Genomic DNA, 21,354 nt, shown 5'->3' on the forward strand with positions numbered 1-21,354 from the left:
AATGGTTAACGCAAATATATAGATATATTCGAGATAAAAAAAGTAAGATTTGGTTTGTATCGCAAGGTGACTCTTACTGAACAATTTACAAACATTTTATGAATGATTTAAATAAATTAGTCTATTTTTCTATTTATTTGTAAGATAATTATTTTAATTTTTTACTTTGAAGCGATTTGTATATATCGTAGGGGTTAATTATTAAAAAGCGCAAACTTCATGATTTTTAGAAAAATTAAAATTTCTAGCCAATGGAAGTTTTGTTTTTTAAAGTAAACTTAAAATATATTTTTGAGATATTTCTAATCAAAATTTAGTGCCGTGTCACGATTTTGCCATAAAAGTTAAAACGCTAAAAAGTCAGTAAAATTCGCTTTACCTTTTTGCGTGAGAAATGGTATTAATGAAAAAAGTTTTAGTCTTCAAAATTTAAAGGGGATAGAAATGAATATGAGCAAGGGAACTGCCCTGAAATTTAATTTTTAGGATAGTGAGAACAATACATTTTTTGGTTCGAACCACTCATCGCCCACAAAAATTTAAAAACCTCTAAAATCAAATGATTTTAGAGGTTTTTTTATAGTTCGAAATTTAGCCGCTAACTTAGGATGGATCAGGTGCAAAAGTAGGATCAGGGGATCAGGAACATATATTCCTTTGTAATCTCTTTTTTTCTAAATGGCAATATCAAAACTTCTTTGGCTATCTAATTCCAAGCAAAAAATACCCTTAAATTAGTTTCTAAAATTTATTTTACTCTTTTCAAAGCAATTTTACCCCAGAAATAAATGATAAAAAAGTTTGGTGTTAAAACAAATTAATTTTACCCTTTATTTAATAATAAAAACTAAATTTACCTCTTTAAAATTAGATTTACCCTAAAAAACAGAACGTAAATGAAAAAAGTTGGATTCACATGGCTTAAGGAAAAACTAGATATCCAAGGGTTTAAATTGACCCATGAATCATATATAGGGACAACGGATAAAACCGAATTAAGTTCCACAAATTCGATTGTGCGAACATTCAAATCTAAATATGATGTAAATATTGATCACCCAATGAGTCATTTAGAATTTGCTCTGAAATATGATGATTTTAATCTCGCGTTCATCAAGGAAATTTTCACCTCTGTTGGCCATCAAACAATAGTTGACTACATCAAAGAAAATCCAAATAGAAAATATCCAAGAATCATTGGTTACTTGTATGAGTTTACCGGAGGAAAACCTATTGAAGTTAACGTTACTGCAACTAATTATGAGAATATATTGAATGTCTCGCGATATATAACAGGGGATATTACAAAAATAACTAAATGGAAAGTAAACGATAATCTTTTAGGACAAAACAAATTTTGTCCTATAATCAGAAGAACCTCTGAACTTAGTGGGTTACTCGATTGGAATATTGAAGAAGCAATTGAAAATTTAAAACACAAATACTCACCAGAAATTTTTAAACGAGCAAGCTATTATCTTTATAAAAAAGAATCAAAATCTTCCAGTGAAATAGAGAAAGAAGAACCTTCACAAGACAGAATGGAGAAATTCATTGCATTATTGGAAGAAGCAGGGCAAAGAACCTTTGAAGAATCATTATCTGAGACCGAATTGGTACGTTTACAAAACGTCATTGTCGATCCCAGATATGCAGACGACGGTTTTAGGGATTTTCAAAACTATGTTGGACAGACAATGAGAGACTATACACAGAAAATACATTACGTATGTCCACCACCGCAATATGTAAAATTTCTGATGCAAGGGATACTTGATTTAAATAAAAAAAACAGTTCGACCAACTCAATTATAAAAGCTTCAATGGTATCATTCGGATATGTATATATCCATCCGTTTGAAGATGGTAACGGAAGAATTCATCGTTTTCTTATTCATGATATTCTTGTACGCGATGGTGTTGTTCCTAATGGTACAATACTTCCTGTTTCTGCTCAAATCCTTGCCCATATGGATGAATACGATACTACTTTGGAGCTACTTTCTAAATTGATTGAACGAAAAGTAAAATATGTTCTTAATGATGCAGGAGAAATGATTGTTGAAAACGCATCAGAAATAGAAGCCCTATACCGATTTCCAGATTTAACTAATCATACCGTGTTTTTGGCAAGAGCAATACAAGCTACAGTTAATAACGATATTCCTGAAGAGCTGTATTTCCTTCAATGTTATGATGAACTCAAAGGCGAGATACAAAACATAGTTGATATGCCCGATAATAAAATTGACCGAATGATTTTGTTCCTCCATCAGAACAAAGGAAAATTAGCTAGTCGTAAACGCGATTTTTACAAGGAGTTAAGTGATGATGAAATCAAGCAAATGGAACAGGCTTATTATGAAGTATTCCAAAAGAGAAAACATCCAAATCAATGAAATTTTTAACCAAGCAACAACAATATTAAATATTAGAAATCCTCAGGTCTGCAAATTGAAATTTCAAGATTGAAACAAAAATTAATGACAGGATCTAAATTATAAAGATCAAAAAATGGCTTCACCAACACCATTAGATGTAATTCAACTATTCAAATCCGTTTTTAGAGGAAGAGAAGATGTGTTTGCGGTTCGTTGGGAAAAAGGAGGCAAAAAAGGCTATATGCCAGCATATTTTTATGACCCATATCGGTATCGAATTCATAAAATAAATGGAGGTACTTTTCAAAATTACACAGATAAAGAATATTTAATTCTAACTGAAAGGGAAATTGAGAAACACCTTAATGGAGAACAACATATTGGTATTTATCCTTTACTCAAAGAAAATACATCTTGGTTTATTGTTGCCGATTTTGATAAAGTCCAATGGGTTGAGGACTGCAAAAAGTTTATAATTGCTTGTAATAAAATGGGGATTCCTGCTTATTTGGAACGTTCACGTTCGGGTAAAGGCGGTCATGTTTGGATATTTTTTGAAAAACCTTATCCAGCGATAAAAAGCAGAAAGATTTTCATCTCAATTTTAGAGCAAACAGGAGTCTTTTCTTTATTTGACAAGAGCACCAGTTTTGACAGAATGTTTCCCAATCAGGATTTTTTGTCCGGAAAAGGATTTGGAAATTTGATAGCACTTCCTTTATATAAAAAAGCCTATGAACAAGGAAACAGTTGTTTTATTGATATGGAAAGTCTAGAACCAATTCCGAATCAATGGGATTTTATAAAGAATATTCAAAGAATTTCGGAAATAAAACTTGATGAACTGCATCAGATTTACAACACACAAGAAAACACACCAAGTCCACTTATTCCCAAATCGAATAATGAGAAGCTAACCATAAGGTTGGCAAATGACGTGATAATTAATCGCTTTGCCATTTCTCTTCCATTGATCAACTTTCTAAAAGAAGAATTAAATTTTCTGAATGCAGAATTTTTAGTCAAAAAAAAGATTGGGAAAAATACTTTTGGAACCGAACGATATTTCAAACTAGTTGAAGAAACAGAAAACGAAGTAATTATTCCAAGAGGCTTTATTGGAAAAATAATTCGTTTTTGCAGAGAACATAAAATTGAATATGATTTCAAGGATGAAAGGGAAAAATTAAAAGAGGTATCTTTTTTATTCAGCGCACAACTCCTAGCACATCAGCAAATAGTGATTGACGCGATTGAAAAAAAAGATTTAGGAATTGTTGTTGCTCCGCCGGGTTCAGGAAAAACTATTGTTGGGCTAAAAATTATTGCGGAGAAAAAACAACCTGCATTAATCATCACTCATCGCAAACAAATTGCCGACCAATGGATTGAAAGAATCGAAACTTTTCTTGGAATCCCCAAAAGTGAAATTGGAAAAATAGGTCAAGGCAAAACTAAAATCGGTAAGCAAATAACTGTTGCTATGATCCAAAGTCTATCAAAAGAATTGGAAAAACCTGATGGAAGAAAAATTTTGAATGCTTTTGGAACAATTATTTTAGACGAATGCCACCACATCCCGGCAGAAACATTCAGAAATACAATTTCAAAACTGCAAACCTTTTATTTATATGGATTAACGGCAACACCATTTCGAAAATACAATGACGGTAAATTGATTTTTATTCATTTGGGCGAAGTAATTGCCGAAATAAAAACAAGTGAAATAAGCACATCTAAAAGGCCAAAAATTGTTATTCGAAACACTGAACTTGATGTACCATTCAATTCCAAGACAGACAAATTTGAAACGCTATCAAAAATCCTGATTCACGATTCTACCCGAAATAAATCAGTTCTTCAAGATGTGATTATTGAATTGAAATCTGACAAAAAAGTCGTTATTATTACAGAACGTAAAGAACATATTGACTCATTAAATCAATATTTAAAACAATCTTATGAAGTGATCACTTTAAGTGGAGAAGATTCTGAAAATAACAAAATCTCAAAATGGAAATCATTAAAGGAAGGGAATTATCAGGTATTAATCACCACTGGACAATTCTTTGGAGAAGGAACCGATTTACAAACTGCTAATTGTCTCTTTCTCGTTTATCCATTTTCTTTTGAGGGAAAATTGATTCAATACATCGGTAGAGTCCAACGATCGGAAATAGTTCCAACTATTTATGACTATCGAGATATCAAGATTGATTATTTAAACAAAATGTTTCTGAAGAGAAATACCTATTACAGAAAAATAGATAGACTTGCGACCTTATTTGATGAACCCGAAGAGGAAATTACTGTTTCAAAAGACTCTTTCGTTATTGATAAAAGAGTAAAAATTCCATTTGAAAACCTCGAATTCCGTTATGGTAGTTTTGCTTTTAAATACAATATTACCGAAATAAATACTGAACTTGAATTTGACATTGAAAATCTTGAAATCAGGCCGGAATTTGAAGTTTTGAAAGATTATTTCTCTAAAGCACTCAAAATTAAAACTATTTCAATTTCTATTTATGCTGAATTCGAGAATGGAAAAGTAATCTCACAATTAGCGGAATCCAATGATTTAACAAAGATAACTAGTGAACTGATTGAAAGTGTAAAATTTAAGTTTATTACAAAAACATTCTTAAGTAAACCAAATTTGGTTAATCAAGAAAACTTATTAAATATTCAGCAATTACAAAATCAAAATAATTTCAATTTGTATGATTCCGGAGATGAATTATTGAATGATTTTTTGAAGAATCAAAATTACAAACACCAAACGCATTTACAATATTTAGCCAAGCATCACGAGAGAACTGTTCTTAAAATCAGATTTGTTTTAAATCCATTTTCATTTGTTTTCCTTCTAGCAGGAAAAAAAGGATTTCATATTGTCTTAGAAACCTTAAATACAGAAGAAGCAACCTATATTTGGCATTTTGACAAAGACAGGCAATTTATTCCTGACATATTAAAACAAATTGACAACTACCTAAATATCATTAGAAATAACGGCAGACAAGCTTTTATAGAAAATCCACCCAATAATTTCAGTAAGGTACTTCACGATTATTCCACGGATAAGAAAGGTTTTATCATTTGGAAAAATTTGATCGAAGAAAGGCTAACTTAAAAGTTATCTGTCTGTTGACGTGTCATCATTCTGTCATTCACCTACTCAAAGCCCACTCAAAGGCATGGATAGTGTATGAAAAAGCGGAAAGTACTATTTTGCCGTAAAATCATAACGATTGTGAGGTTTTAACCCAATAAAACTAAATTAAAGCTTACTTATTTTCTTCAAATCCTGCAAAAAGTGGTTCGAAAATAGGTTTGTAAGGACCACCTTTTTTAAAGAGGTTCATGAGATGCCTTGTTTTGGTGATTCTTTTGGTTCGAAATTCATTTTTTAGATTTACTCAATTTTTTCACTACCTATATTTAAAGGATTAATTGATTCGGAGATCTTATAATAATTGTCTACTATATATCTGTCTAAGGTATTGTATTTACTGAAATTGAGACAATTCGAACCTAAAAAAAGGACAAATCATCCCCTTTGTTTTTTATCCGAAAATCTAAATTTGGCACATACTTAATCCCCTAGTAATTATTAAAAAATGAAAATAATAATTCCATTTTTTGCGATCGGCTTATTTATGATTTCTAGTGCTGCTAAAGCGCAAATTGGAATTGATAAATTAAATTATAATTGGTCAAGAATTGAAAATGATTTGCCGGTGGTTCTTGGTGGCAATGAAGTAGCAAATGGAGATGCAAACAAAGATGGTGCAGTTCTGATTAAAGGAAATGCAAATATACCTACAGTTCAGGGAGTGCAATATTTACTGCCAGGGAGTCCGGGAAATCTTAAACAAATAAATCTTGAGGCAAAATATTATCAATATGATTTGTCGTATGTAAAATTTAAAATGCAGCTTTTTGATGTAACTGATAATATTGTTTTGGCAGAGACAGCTGATTTTGTTGCAAAGATTCAAGGAGAAGTTGCTACGGCTTCATTGTCTTATGTTTTTAAACCTTCGAATAAGCATGATCAAATTGCAGTGAGATTTGTTCGTGAGGATGACTTGAATCCAGTTCGAATACTTGCTATAGATTGTTTAAAGGTGAATGGGAAATTCGTCAAAATTAAAAAATAGAGTTCAGGTGTTTTTTGATGTAAAAAAGGGGCGATTTTGAGATAGGCTTTCACCTAGTGAGCTGCTTGTTTAAAGAGGGAAGCGATCTATCTGTCAGTAAAGATTTTGAATAGGAATACGTTCATTTTTTTTGGTCAGGCTCGGGAATATAACGTGTATTCTCGGGCTTATTTTCCTCGAAATGTGAAAAAAAAGATTAAGTTTTAAATGCTGGGTGGTGATTGTTCATTTTGTTTTGACGGAATCATAATTGATTAATAGAGTATATAAAATGTGAATCAGCCTGATTTGCTGGGGTTTCGCATTTGTTTTAAGGGTATTTATACACATGATTGGGAATAGTGCTCCTTGCTTCTTAATACTACAGAATATTTTTGATTATTAACTAAATATTACCTAACCAAAAACAAATTACCATGAAAAAAGATTACTCATTATTTTATCTGCATGGCTGTAAAAAGGACAGCCAACAGAAGTACAAAAGGCTTTGCAAGCTGTTTATCTGTTTACTATTGTTTTTTGCAACATTGCATAATGCGAGGGCTCAGGATATTATTTACCAAGACGATTTTGAAGGTGCAGCCACAGGATGGCTGGGCAATTTTACCGTTTTGGATGCTACTACATCGGTATCGCCAACGCATTCGTTGAAATACACCCGTGCAAGTACCAGTTATTCATTGTTTGCCGGGCCTGATATCACTACAGGTTTTACTATCGGGCAAAGTTATAATGCTTCGATAATGGTCAAAACCGCACTCACCGGAGGTTCCGCAACCGAGGGAGCAAAACTTGTTTTGGTGGCTTATAACGGAACTACATTCATTAGTTCAACAACCACAGCAATTACACGATCAACAGACTGGGTACAGCTGACAACTAGTAATTACGTTGTTCCGGCCAACACTACCAAATTACGAGTATATGTACAATTAGACTCTAATGCAGTAGGAACAGCCTGGTTTGATGACCCAAAGGTTTACAAAACCCCTACTGTTGTTCAGCCAGATATTCTTTATCAGAATGATTTTGAAACTTCTACTACTGGGTGGTTAGGTAATTTCACTGTTTTAGATCCGTCTACATCTGTATCACCAACAAATTCGTTGAAATACACTCGTGCAAGTACTAGTTTTTCATTATTCGCCGGACCCGATATTACTACTGGTTTTTCTATTGGACAAAGTTATAATGCATCGATAATGGTTAAGACGGCGCTAACAGGCGGATCAGCAACTGAAGGGGCAAGGCTAGTTCTTGTGGCTTATAATAGTGCCGGAACCTTTTTAGCTCAAACTAACATGACGGCTACAAGAGCAACAGACTGGGTACAGTTGATCACAAGCAATTTTATTGTTCCTGCGAATACTGCTAAATTGAGAATATATGTGCAGTTGGATGCTAATGCGATAGGAACTGCCTGGTTTGATGATCCAAAGGTTTATAAAACGCCTCCTGCCGGTGTACAAAAGTATAATTTTGACGCTATGCCGGTAAATTTCTCATCACCGTCACCATTAAGTCTTGGTTCCGAACATGTTAAAGATGGCAGCAGCGCCCTAAAATGGAATGCAGCGGCTGGTGCGGTTCTTACTGCCAATAATTTAGGTATTAGTACTGCCCAAACAGGCTCGTTCAGTGCCAGTAACGCACAATTTTATATTTACAGCCCAGCTGTAAGTAACGATACACTTGTTTTTCGATTTTATGACAATACAGGTGCTTTGAAACGTGAAGGACGCATGTTATTAAACTATAAAGGCTGGAGAGATTATCACCGCAGTTATCGTTATGATTATAATTATGAAAGTGAATTGCCTGCCTTTACACTTGCCAAAATGGAAATTATATACAAACCGGCAAGTCCAGGCGCTTCAACTACTCTCTATATGGATGCCTTTACCATGTATGGCGATAGCCAAACCAGAATTCCGGGGCCTCACATGAAATTAGATATGATTCATTTTCCTAAAGGGGATCCCACTAAAATGGATTTTTTTGAAGGTGTAGGTGCAACCGCTTACAATTGTTATAATCAGGTCATTCCTGCTGCTCCATCGTCATCAGGACAGGAACAGGCTGATGCTGCTGTAGTAAAATCCAAATATCCACGTCCTGTTTATGTTCCTAATGCTGCAGATGTGACTGCAGCCAAAGATTATGTAACAGCTTGTAACATTACCCGTAATCCTGATGGGTCTATAACCGGAAAGGGGTTGACCACTGAGATTGAAGACCCTAATTCTTTGGTTACCATCTCAACACATGTTGGTAATTTAGCGAGGGCAGCGGTTAGAAACAATGATGCTGATGCAAGAGCTAAGTTGCAGCTTTTTGTGGAATATCTATTGGATCAAGGACTTGCTGAAGGAGGAAGAAATTCTATACAGAGCAATAACTATACTGTTTGTCAAAATTTCCCCGCGGGATTTTTACAAAGTCTGTCGGATTATTATGGGGCTGGTACTGTAGCACTTGCTCCGGAATTTAGAGATGAAGTAATCAAAATGCTGAAATGGTCTAATGAGTATAATGTTATTTTCCATCCGGGTACACCTTTCTTACCTGTTAATACCGATATGATTCATTTGAAATTACCTCTTTGGTTAGAATTGGCAGGATTGGATTCTAATGTAGACAATCGGGTACGTGATTTAAAAGCAGTATCCCGTTATTTGAGTTTATTTACCAATACTACTCAAGGGGCTAGTGATGGTTTGAAACCTGACGGAAACGGTGCTCACCACGACGCTGCACATATGCGCTATATGTATGCTTTAGGTTCTTGGTCTGAAAGAGCTTATTCCTTGAGAAATACTTCATACAAGATAACGCAGCAGGCTTATACTAATATGGCGAATACTTTTAAGACTTTGGCATTACAAAGTTCAAAAGGAGTGGTATATCCAATGTCAATTTCGGGAAGGCTACCCGAAGAAAATTTCCCTATTACTACTGGAAACTTTCAACACTTAATAGAAATAGGTGGTGATTTGATGGGAGCAGCTTATGAACCAAATTTGGCAGCTTTTTACAATTACATCTATCAAACTAATACATATCCTGTTGCAGCGGCAGAAATGGATGGTTACTATCATTTCAATTATGCTAATTTGGGAGTTAGACGCAAAAACAATTGGATGGCTATGATGAAGGGACTGACCGATAAGTTATGGGGTACAGAGATTTATGTCTCTCAAAATAGATATGGACGTTATCAAAGTTATGGGGCAATGGAAGTACTGTACAATGGAGACCGTACCGCCAGTGGTGTACCAGGATATGGTGGTGATGGCTGGGACTGGAATGTTACGCCGGGAGCTACTACAATTCATTTGCCTTACAGCGAATTACAGGCCAAAGTTGATATAGCTACTGAATATCAAAAGAAAAGTTTTGCCGGAGCATTATCATTGGGACAAAATGGAATTTTTGCCATGGATTTTCTTGAGGAATCAGCAAATGGGACTCGATATACACCAAACAATCTGAAATTCCATAAATCGGTATTTACTTTTGACAATATCTTTGTGTGCTTGGGAAGTGGCATTGGCTCTACCAACAATGTGAGCAATACAGCTACCAACTTGTTTCAAGGAATATCAACTACTGATAATCCTTCCATTTATGTAAATTCAGACGCAGCAGTTGCAGATGCTACTTACAGCAATGTTTTATCCACAGCTACGAATAGTGCTTGGGTCGTAAATGGTCAAACAACCGGTTATTATGTGCCACAAGGAGGTGGTGATATCACGGTTGCAAGAGGTTCACAAACAACTCCCGTTTATTCAACCAAAACAGGTTCGCCAACAGCTACTGCTAATTTTAGTAAAGCTTATATCAGTCATGGTACTTCACCTAACAATGCAAAATACCAATTTGTAATGGTTCCCGGAACCACTCCGCAAGATATGGCTATATTGAATACCAAAATCAATAATGGGGAGATCTATCAGGTACTCAGCCAGACAGACGATTTACATGCGGTTAAATATTTGCCGGAAAACCTGACTTCATATGCGTTTTTTACTGCTGCAACTGATATCAATATCGGAAAAGTAAAAAGTATCTCCGGGGAAGCTTTGTTAGGTGTTAAAGAAATAGACAATACATTGGAAATTACACTTAACAATCCAAATTTAAAGACTATAGATGATCCTGTTACCAATTGGCGTTCTACGACCTATACTGTCAGCTTGACATTAAACGGAAAATGGAAAGCTGCAACAAACCCTAATAATGTTGTGGTAAGTGCAGATGCAGAAACTACTACATTGACATTTTCAGTGATCGATGGTAAATCGGCTTACTTAAAACTGGTTCCGGACAATGAAGCTCCGGCAGTGTCGATTACTTCACCTGTTGCCGATGCAAGCTTTAATGCTCCAGCAACTGTTAGCATTTCAGCAAACGCAACTGATTCAGATGGAACTGTGAGTAAAGTGGAATTCTTCCAAGGAGAGACTAAATTAGGTGAAGCCACTGCGGCACCTTTCAATTTCGATTGGACAAATGTGACGGCAGGTACTTATTCATTGACAGCAAAAGCTACCGATGATAAAGGTGCTGTTACTACTTCTGATGCGGTAAGTATTGTTGTGAATGCTATGCCAACAGTTTCTATTACGTCTCCTTTAGCAGATGCAAGTTCAAATGCTCCAGCTACAATAGGCATTACTGCCGATGCAGCTGATGTCGACGGTACTATTACCAAAGTAGAATTCTTCCAAGGAGAGATTAAATTAGGTGAAGCCACTGCGGCACCTTTCAATTTCGATTGGACAAATGTGATGGCAGGGACTTATTCATTGACTGCAAAAGCTACCGATAACAAAGATGCAGTTACGATATCAGAAATTGTAACTATTACTGTAAATGCATTGCCAACAGTGGCTATTACATCGCCAGTAAACAACGCTAACTATGACGCTCTTGCCAATATTACGATTACTGCCAATGCTGCCGATGCGGATGGAAGTGTAAGTAAAGTCGAGTTTTTCAACGGAGTAACTAAATTGGGTGAAGATGCAACAGCACCATATAGCTTTAACTGGAACAATGTTGCGTCAGGTTCTTATATAATAACTGCAAAAGCTACCGATAATGATAATGCTGCAACAACTTCTGAAACTGTAAATGTAAATGTAGTTTGTCCAACTGTACAATTATCTATCCCTGATGTATATGCTATGAATCCTTCGATAGATGATAAAAACACTATTTACTTAGGATACGGACCAACATCGCTTACCCTTAATGCATTGGCACAAGATAATCAGGATTTTACCTATACTTGGAGTACAGGAGCAACCGGTTCATCAACTTCAGTATCGCAGGCAGGTACGTACACAGTAACAGCATCGTATGCGGGAGGCTGCCAGTCTACGGCTTCAATTGAAATAGTTGTTCAGGATGTTAGATGTGGTAATAATAATGATAAAGTACAGATTTGCCATAACAACAATGTTATTTGCGTGGCTCAATCTGCAGTTCAGACGCATTTGAATCATGGAGATAATCTTGGTTCTTGCAGTGGCACATTAAAATTGGCCTCTAAAGAGGAAGTATCAACTTCGCCAAATTTCACGGTATATCCAAACCCGGTTCAAGACAATTTTAATGTAAGTGTATCTTCAAATTTGAATTCAAATGCAACGATTGGTATTTATAATATTCTTGGCAACAAGATCAGAGAGGTTCGTTTTATAGCAGTACCACAAGAGGTATTCGCAGGAGATTTGCCTTCCGGAAACTATATTGTAGTTGTCAAAAATGGCTTTGAGACTTTTAGAAGCACTATTGTTAAACAATAAAACAACAATGATTTAAAATATATTCCCAATCAAAATTATACGTAAATTTTGGTTGGGAATTTTTAATAGAAGTTAACTAAATAAATTAATAGATTAAATGGAAATAATTCAATTAGGATTTAGTTAGGAGTTAAAGACAATTTTAGTTTTTGAAAATAAAACATCTATAATATTAGTTTGTAGACACGGATTTTTTTAATTAATTTAATAAAACAATGATAAAAAGAAGTTTTTTAAGCTGTTTAAGTTTGGTAGTATTTGGGGTTTATGCGCAAGTGGCAAAAAAAAATGATAAAAATAGACCAAATGTAATATTTATTTATGCAGATGATCTTGGCTATGGCGACTTGAGTTGCTATGGAGCAACTAAGATTAAAACTCCAAATTTGGACAAATTGGCAAGTAGTGGAGTGCGTTTTTCAAATGCTCACTGTACTTCGGCAACCTGTACGCCTTCCAGATATGCTTTGCTTACGGGGGAATATCCTTGGAGAAAAGAAGGAACCGGAATTTTGCCAGGTGATGCAGCTTTAATCATTCCAACAAACAAGATAACATTACCAAAGTTGTTTAAGCAAGCCGGTTATAAAACGGCAAATGTTGGTAAATGGCATCTTGGTTTAGGAGATCAGGTGGCTAAAGACTGGAATGGTGAAGTAAAACCGGGACCAAATGAAGTAGGATTTGATTATTCGTTTATATTTCCTGCAACTGCAGACCGCGTACCAACCGTGTTTATGGAAAACCATAAGGTTGTCGCTCTAGACCCTAATGACCCAATTGAGGTAAATTATAATGTCAAGGTTGGAAAGGACCCAGTAGGGAAAGAACATCCCGAATTGCTAAAAATGAAATCTTCACCTGATCAAGGACATGACAATACAATTATCAATGGAATTGGCCGTATCGGTTATATGAGTGGTGGTAAAAAAGCAAGATGGGTAGATGAAGAAGTTTCTACCACATTTTTGATAAAGGCTCAAGAGTTTATAGAAGAAAACCATAAAAAACCTTTCTTTTTATATTTTGCCCTTACAGAACCACATGTTCCTCGTATGCCGGCAACTATATTTAGAGGTAAAAGCGGATTAGGTTATCGCGGAGATGCTATTTTGCAGTTGGATTGGACGGTAGGTCAAATCATGAAACAGCTGGAAACATTGGGAATTGACAAAAACACAATGATCATTTTTACAAGTGATAATGGCTCAGTTTTGGATGATGGTTATGTAGATGGAGCAGTAACTGAATTAAACGGTCATACACCGGCCGGATTTTTTAGAGGTGGAAAATACAGCGTTTTGGAGGCGGGAACCCGAATTCCATTTATTTTAAGTTGGCCTGCAACTGTCAAACCAAAAGTATCTTCGGCTATGATTTGCCAAATGGATTTATTGGCTTCTTTTTCTAATTTATTAGGACAGTCTATTCCAAATAATGATGCATCGGACAGTAAAAATACTTTGGATGCTTTTCTGGGAAAATCACAAAAAGGAAGAGGGGTTTTAATAGAGCAAGGAGGAAACGCTTCGGGTAAAGGTGGAACTTTGGCTATCGTGAAAGAAAATTGGAAATTTATTCCACCTAATGATGGGATAGGTGTTCAACCATTGGTAAATATTGAAACTGGAAATTCTAATGAGCCACAATTGTATAATCTAAATGAAGATTTAGGAGAGAAGAATAATTTGGCGAGAAAATTTCCTGAGAAAGTAAAAGAATTATCTGAGTTGTTTGAAAAAGAAACTGGTTTAAGGTAACTGTTTTTACAGCCTGTTTAAATTTTATTATGAGATTTATTATTAGAGGATTTTTGAATGAAACGAGGCAAATTTTTATAAAGTAGCAGAGTTGTTGCAAAAAAAATAATGAAGTTGTACCAAAAATCGACATAAGAGAATCAATAAATAAAACTAAAACAGGCTCTTAGTGCGTTTTTTGAAAATAATATTTAGGGAAGGTTGTTAATTCAATTTTGACTGGAGAAAAAATTGGTGAATTTAAAAATTATCAGAAATTATAATTAATTAGTAGAGATTTGAAAAATGAAAAAAATTATACAAAATATAAGTAAAAGACGAATTATAGTTTTGATTTTATGCGGAAGTATCCAATTAAGCACTACTTGTCTTGCCCAAAATGCAAGACCCGCCTATAAAAATGCAGCTTTGCCTATTGATGCAAGAGTAAAGGATTTGCTGGAACGAATGACCCTGGAGGAAAAGATTGCTCAGATGCGCCATATTCACAGTGAACATTTCGACAAAAACAAACAGGTCGATTTTACGCAACTAAGTAATAGCAAAACCCCGCTCAGTTATGGCTGTGTAGAAGCATTGCCTTACAGTTCGGAGGAATATGCCAAAGCAATTTATGATTTGCAACAATATATGAATAAAAATACCAGATTGGGCATTCCAGTTATTCCGATTATTGAAGGGTTACATGGTGTGGTACAGGATGGGGCGACAATTTATCCTCAATCGATTGGACTTGCAGCGACTTTCAATCCCGATTTGGTTTTCAATATGTCAGATGAAATAGGTGGTTTGGTCAAAAGAATGGGGGTAAAACAAGTACTCTCCCCTGTACTTGATCTGGCAAGGGAACTACGATGGGGAAGGGTAGAAGAAACCTATGGAGAAGATCCTTTTTTGGTAGGCGAAATGGCAACAGCTTATGTAAAAGGACTAAGAAAACACAATATCATTTGTACCCCAAAACATTTCATCGGGCATGGTTCTCCCTTGGGAGGATTAAATCTAGCTTCGGTAGAAGGAGGAACAAGACAATTGTTCAACCTTTATTTACCTCCGTTTGAAAAGGTAATCAAAGAAGCCAACCCGCTTTCGATTATGAATTGTTACAGTTCCTATGATGGTGAACCGATTGCAGGATCAAGATATATGTTGACCGATTTGCTTAGAAACCAAATAGGTTTTAAAGGCTATGTGTATTCTGATTGGGGTTCAATTTCAATGCTATATTATTTTCACAAAACCGCTACTGGCCCTGAAGATGCTGCAAAACAAGCGGTAATGGCAGGAATTGATTTGGAAGCCGGAGGCAACGATTACAAACTATTGGAGGATATGATGAAAAATGGAGTTTTGGAAGAAAAATATATTGATGATGCTGTAAGTCATATCCTTTACGCCAAATTTGCAGCAGGACTTTTTGAAAGCACATTGCCTAACACTGTAAACCTAAATCAATATATACATACTAGAGAATCAGTTGCCCTTGCTAAAAAACTGGCAGACGAAAGTGCCGTTTTGTTGAAGAATAACGGAGTGCTTCCTTTTGATACTTCGAAAATAAAAAGCCTTGCGGTTATCGGACCAAATGCCGACCAAATACAGTTTGGAGATTATACCTGGAGTAGAAACAACAAAGATGGAGTAAGCCCATTAAAAGGTATTAAAGAATTGGTAAAAGACAAAATCAAAGTGAACTATGCACAAGGATGCGACTTGGTTTCTCAAAATAAAGAAGGGTTTCAAATGGCAATCGATGCTGTAAAAGCAAGTGATGCGACAGTAATTTTCGTTGGTTCACAAAGCGCTTCATTGGCCAGAGACTATAAAAATGCCACCAGTGGAGAAGGTTTTGATTTATCGGATCTTAAGTTACCGGGAGTTCAAGAGGAATTGGTTGAAACAGTAAAAGCTACTGGAAAACCTTTAGTAGTGGTACTTGTAACCGGGAAACCATTTGCTATTCCCTGGATTAAAGAAAATGCCGATGCCATTATCACACAATGGTATGCGGGAGAACAAGAAGGAAATGCCATAGCCGACATCTTATTTGGAAAAGTAAACCCTTCGGGAAAATTGCCGGTGTCATTTCCACAGAGCGTTGGACATTTACCGGTTTACTACAATTATTTACCAACCGACAAAGGTTTCTATAAAAAACCGGGTTCTCCTGAAGCATTGGGAAGAGATTATGTTTTTTCAAGTCCTAAAGCCTTGTGGCCTTTCGGGTACGGACTTTCCTATACTACTTTCGCTTTTTCTGATTTTCAAGTTTCAAAAGAGCAATATGCGGCAAATGACGTCATCGAAGTAAAATTAAAACTTAAAAATACGGGAAACAAAACCGGTCAGGAAGTGATCCAGTTGTATGTGAGGGATAAAGTGAGTTCGATCGCGACTCCAATCCAGCAATTGAAAGCCTTTTCGAAATTAGAATTGCAACCTTCGGAAAGTAAAGATGTGGTATTGAAAGTGCCTGTTTCCGAATTGGCTTTTTATAACCGTGACGGGAAAAAAGTAGTAGAAGACGGAGAGTTTGAATTACAAATTGGGTCAGGTTCTGATAATATCGAATGGAAAAAAACAATTGTCGTTGGTAACCAAGTAGAAAACAAAACTACTGCAATGCCTAGGAATATATCTTCAGATAAAAAGAAAACTGAAAAAAACAATGAGGTTGTAACAATCTCTGGAGTTGTAAGAGACGTACAAGCAACAGTTTTACAAGGGGTTAAAGTAACCGTAAAAGGAGCTGAGGAGGCTGTTAAAACCAATATTGAAGGAGTTTATTCAATTAAAGCCAGACAGGGAGATGTCCTTGAGTTCTCAGCAAAGGGCTTTGCAACCCAAAGCATCAATGTTGAAAAAAATACTGTTCTGAACATTAAACTTCAGACGGAATAAAAAAAAACCTTATTTGATAAAAACAGAAAGCCGAGAGTTTAGATACTGTCGGCTTTCTGTTTTTTGTAAATTAGTATTTAAAATTGAAACTTAAGCTTCAGTTTTGCCTTTGTTTTTAACATATTCACCAGGCGTAATGCCATAAACTCTTTTGAATTCACGTCTAAAGATTTTAACATCGTTGAAACCAACTTCTAAAGCAACTGATTGAACAGAGGTTTCACCACTTAGGAAAATCTCAACGGACTGTTTTAATCGTATGGATGTAATAAATTCTTTTAAAGGCTGGTTGGTCAATGCACTGAATTTTTTATACAAAACAGACCTGCTCATACCAATTTCAGATGTAATAAAGTTGGTGTCCAAATCAATATTGGAAATATTCGCTTCGATAATTTGACGCAATTTGTGCAATAATTTTTCATCCTGAGTCGATTCAGTGTCCGGTAAAACAGGTAATTGTGACAATTGTTCGCTGTATTTCTTTTGCAAAGCAGCTCTTAGCGATAACAGGTTGTGAATGTTTAATTGTAAAATTTGCTCCCTGAAAGGCTTGGTAATATAAATATCGGCTCCATGTTGAAGTCCTTCAATTTGATGTAGGGGGTCTGATTTTGCAGTCAACATAATTACAGGAATATGTGAGGTGCGTATATCAGTTTTTAACTTTTTGCAAAGTTCTAATCCGTCCATTATTGGCATCATTACATCGCTGATGATTAAATCAGGCAGGCTTTGAATGGCATTTTTCCAACCTTCCAGTCCGTTTTTACTTTCATGAACATAATACAGATCTTCCAGTGATTGTTTGATGAACTCTCTCACTTCATCGTTGTCTTCAACGACTAAAATATGGGCTTTTTTGTTTTTTTCCTCTTTAGCAGGGTTTTCAATAAAGTCTTGGGCAGAGTACTCATTAACTTCTTGATAAATATGATTTTCAATGCTAGGCATTGGGGTAATATCATTGTCGTTTAAATGATTTTTACCCAATTGCAATGAGACGGTAAAAGTGGTTTTTCCGGTTTTGTTTTCAGTGGCAGGAGTACTTGTTACGTTTATTTTTCCTTTATGGAGTTCGACCAGGCTTTTTGAAAGAGCCAAACCAATGCCAGTCCCGAAATTTTGTCCTGCCTGATAAAAGTTTTTAAAAATATCGTCGATATTTTTGATGTCAATACCTTTCCCGTTATCGATTACCTTAATTTTTACATTTTGTTTTTTTAAAGTAATTTTTAGGTTTATCGTACCCCCATCTTGTGTAAATTTGAAAGCATTTGATAATAGATTAAAAAACACTTTCTCCATTTGGTCTTTATCAAAATAAACCAAAATTTCAGGATGGCTACTTTTGAAAGTGTATTGGATGTTTTTTGCTTCGGCAAGCGCTTGAAAATTTTCAAAAACCTCTTTTAGAACACTTACAATATTTTCTTCAGAAAAATAGGGGCGTAAGTTGCCGGAATCGGCCTTTCTGAAATCCAATAATTCGTTAACCAATCGGTACAAACGTTCGGTATTGTTTTTAATACTTAAGGCATATTTATTGGCCTGAGTATTTTCTGTAGTTAATTGCTCTAGTTTTTCAATGGGACCTAAAATCAAAGTCAACGGTGTTCTGATTTCATGCGATACATTGGTAAAAAAATCTAATTTCATTTTTTCAAAATGAAGTTCCTGTTTAAGTTCTCTTCTTGCTTTTAAAAACGCATTGATTTGATAGCCTATTGCAGCAATTATTGCGAAATAGATGAGATAAGCCCACCAAGTTTCCCACATTGGAGGTAGTATTACTATGTTTATTTTTTTGATGTCTTTGCTCCAAATACCATCGTTATTAGAACCTTTGACTAAAAATTGATAGCTTCCTGCAGGTAAATTGTTATAGGTTGCCGATGGAATATCAACATAATTCCAGTTTTTTTCTAAGCCATCAAGTTTGTAGGCATACTTGTTTTTATTTGATTTGATGAAGTTTAAAGCTGAGAATTCTATTGTAAAAATGTTTTGATCATGGTTAAAAGTCAATGTCTCGCTGTTGTTAATGTCTTGTTTTAAAAGACCGCTCTCATCGTTAATGGCAACAGGAATGTTAAACAGTTTGAGGTTGGAAAAAACAACCTCCGGAGCCAATGTGTTTTTTTCTATACTTTTGGACATAAAACTCACTAAGCCATTGTAGGTACCAAAATATAGTCGCCCCTGACTGTCTTTTAAAACGGAATTGATATTGAATAGATTATCAGGCAATCCGTCTAAAATATTGAAAGTTCTAAACGTATTTAAATGGCGGTTGTATTTTACCAAACCATTGTCTGTACTTATCCATAAGTTTGTTTCGTTATCTTCTGTAATGGATAATATATTATTAGTAGGTAAACCATCCTTGGTATCAAAAGTTTTGAATGTATTGTTTTTAGGATTTAGTAAAGCTAATCCGTTTTGTACTGTTCCAACCCAGATGTTTCCTATGCGATCTTGAAAGAAACAGTTAACATTAAAGTTGAATGATTTATCTGAATTGTCTTTGAAATTTTTATAAATAAGTTTTGGAGTCTGATAAATGCGGATGCCGTCAGAAGCCCCTATCCAAATAGTTCCCTGTTTATCTTCAAAAATTACATTAACAGGGAGTTCGCTGTTAGCAATTAAACTGAATTTTTGTTGGGCAATATCATAAATATTAATACCAAAGTAGCTTCCAATAAATAGTTTATTTTCCTTACTGATAATCATACAGCTAATATCGTCTGTACTGATACTGTTGTTATTTTTGCTATTTGGCTTATAAACCGTAAAAGTAGAAGTCTTGGGATCAAGAAGGTTTAAACCACCTAAACTTGTTGCTATCCATACGTTTTGGTCTTTATCAATTGCAATTCCTTTAACCAAATTGGAACTCAAAGAATTTTTATTGGTGTTACTATTTTTATAAAAAGAAAAGACTTGGTTTTTTTTATTGAAATAATTTAACCCTCCGGCTTCAGTTCCAATCCATAAATTATGATGACTGTCTTCAACAACCGAACTAATTATATTACTGCTGATGCTGTTCTTTGCAATGCTGTTTTGATAAATTGTAAAAGGGGTATTTACAGAATAAACAATGTTGACTCCACCAAAATAAGTCCCAATCCAAACCGAACCATTTTTATCCTGAAAAATATCGTAAATAGAGTTTTGGCTTAAACTTTTTGGATTTGAAGGGTCATGTTGATAATTGGTAAATTGATGGGTGATGGGATTTAAAATTGATAAACCATCTTGTGTTCCAATCCAAAGAGAACCATCTTTATGCAATAATATTTTGCGGACATTATTGTTGACCAATGAATTTTTTCCATTACTGCTGTTTTTTACAAAATTCGTTAGTTGTAATGATTTTTTATCAAAAGAATAGAGTCCATTTTTTTTTGTTCCAATCCAAAATTTTGAACTTTTGTCTTGGACAATACTGGTAATTGGGCCAATATTTTCGTTACCATTTAATTCGTAGCCAAAATGTCTTTTTTTAATAAGCTTTTTGTTTAAAAAAAAGAGTTCATATAATCCTGTAGAGCTTCCAACCCAGATGTGATGTTCATTGTCTTCAAAAATTTCAGAAACTTGAATATCGCTTTTTTCAATTTTTAAAGGGAATATTTTTTTGCTGTTTGGAGCTATAAATTTTAGCTGGTGTGAACCTCCAATCCATAAATTGCCTTTAGAATCTTGTAGTACCTTTTTTATACCTGCACTTTTAGGGATAATATTTTCAAATGAATTGTCTTCGGACTGGTACAAATCCAAAGCACTGGATACTACCCACATCTTTTTATTAGAAGCTAATGCTAGGCCTGTAATGAAGTAATTAGAAGATATGCTGTTTTTGTTTTCGGGGTCATTTTTAAAAACTTTGAATGTACGCCCGTCATAACGGTTTAGGCCATATTTTGTCCCCAACCAAATAAAACCGGTAGAGTCTTGGGTTATAGACAAAATGGAATTGTTTGAAAGCCCATTAGTAACATCATAATGATTAAATGACAATGAACTGTTTTGGCCAGAACTTGTTGAAGTTGAAAATAACAAAACCCAGAAACAAATTCCCCAAAAAAGACCTGCGAGATTGTGATTTTTTAAAATCATTAAAAAGGTTTAAGGTTTAAAAATTAGGTTGTAAATAGATACTTCGAAAAGATTTAACTTCTACATTTATGAAATGGAATATAGAGGTTAAATTGTATAGTGAATGAATAAATCGAAATGATTTATGGCTGTTTTCCAAAATTAATAGAATTTTTAGAAGTTGAAGCAAGTACGTTAATTTTTTTAAGCTTCAGCAATTATT

7 protein-coding genes are annotated in these 21,354 nt (G+C 34.8%); 6 read left to right on the plus strand and 1 reads right to left on the minus strand.

From position 1 onward, the window contains the following. Positions 1 to 896 precede the first annotated feature (896 nt). The 6 genes from OZP12_RS10145 to OZP12_RS10170 all read left to right on the plus strand — a co-directional run bounded on the left by OZP12_RS10145 (position 897) and on the right by OZP12_RS10170 (position 17,024). On the plus strand, positions 897 to 2,399 hold the full coding sequence (locus tag OZP12_RS10145) for a Fic family protein (RefSeq protein ID WP_281225514.1): 1,503 nt from the start codon (positions 897 to 899) through the stop codon (positions 2,397 to 2,399). A 115-nt stretch (positions 2,400 to 2,514) separates the two neighbouring features. Beyond that, positions 2,515 to 5,517, plus strand: a complete 3,003-nt coding sequence (locus OZP12_RS10150) for a DEAD/DEAH box helicase (RefSeq protein ID WP_281228973.1) — start codon at positions 2,515 to 2,517, stop codon at positions 5,515 to 5,517. Positions 5,518 to 6,004: 487 nt separating this feature from the next. Beyond that, on the plus strand, positions 6,005 to 6,547 hold the full coding sequence (locus tag OZP12_RS10155) for an RNA-binding protein (protein WP_281228974.1): 543 nt from the start codon (positions 6,005 to 6,007) through the stop codon (positions 6,545 to 6,547). A 416-nt stretch (positions 6,548 to 6,963) separates the two neighbouring features. Beyond that, the gene (locus tag OZP12_RS10160) at positions 6,964 to 12,363 is read left to right on the plus strand and encodes an Ig-like domain-containing protein (protein WP_281228975.1); all 5,400 of its coding nucleotides are present in this window, start codon (positions 6,964 to 6,966) and stop codon (positions 12,361 to 12,363) included. A gap of 215 nt (positions 12,364 to 12,578) precedes the next feature. Beyond that, the gene (locus OZP12_RS10165; protein ID WP_281228976.1) at positions 12,579 to 14,123 is read left to right on the plus strand and encodes a sulfatase family protein; all 1,545 of its coding nucleotides are present in this window, start codon (positions 12,579 to 12,581) and stop codon (positions 14,121 to 14,123) included. 285 nt (positions 14,124 to 14,408) lie between these two features. Beyond that, positions 14,409 to 17,024 (plus strand): glycoside hydrolase family 3 N-terminal domain-containing protein, encoded by a 2,616-nt coding sequence (locus OZP12_RS10170; RefSeq protein ID WP_281228977.1) that lies wholly within the window; start codon positions 14,409 to 14,411, stop codon positions 17,022 to 17,024. 90 nt (positions 17,025 to 17,114) lie between these two features. On the opposite strand, the gene OZP12_RS10175 is transcribed toward OZP12_RS10170, so the two are convergent. Continuing rightward, complete coding sequence (locus tag OZP12_RS10175; protein ID WP_281228978.1) at positions 17,115 to 21,152, minus strand: hybrid sensor histidine kinase/response regulator transcription factor; 4,038 nt, start codon at positions 21,150 to 21,152, stop codon at positions 17,115 to 17,117. Positions 21,153 to 21,354 lie beyond the last annotated feature (202 nt).

This window comes from Flavobacterium aquiphilum, assembly GCF_027111335.1.
GTDB lineage: Bacteria > Bacteroidota > Bacteroidia > Flavobacteriales > Flavobacteriaceae > Flavobacterium > Flavobacterium aquiphilum.

Coding starts and splice junctions, on each gene's coding strand:
- OZP12_RS10155 (WP_281228974.1), top strand. CDS start 6,005: ATGAAAATAATAATTCCATTTTTTGCGATCGGCTTATTTATGATTTCT.
- OZP12_RS10145 (WP_281225514.1), top strand. CDS start 897: ATGAAAAAAGTTGGATTCACATGGCTTAAGGAAAAACTAGATATCCAA.
- OZP12_RS10160 (WP_281228975.1), top strand. CDS start 6,964: ATGAAAAAAGATTACTCATTATTTTATCTGCATGGCTGTAAAAAGGAC.
- OZP12_RS10165 (WP_281228976.1), top strand. CDS start 12,579: ATGATAAAAAGAAGTTTTTTAAGCTGTTTAAGTTTGGTAGTATTTGGG.
- OZP12_RS10170 (WP_281228977.1), top strand. CDS start 14,409: ATGAAAAAAATTATACAAAATATAAGTAAAAGACGAATTATAGTTTTG.
- OZP12_RS10175 (WP_281228978.1), bottom strand. CDS start 21,152: ATGATTTTAAAAAATCACAATCTCGCAGGTCTTTTTTGGGGAATTTGT.
- OZP12_RS10150 (WP_281228973.1), top strand. CDS start 2,515: ATGGCTTCACCAACACCATTAGATGTAATTCAACTATTCAAATCCGTT.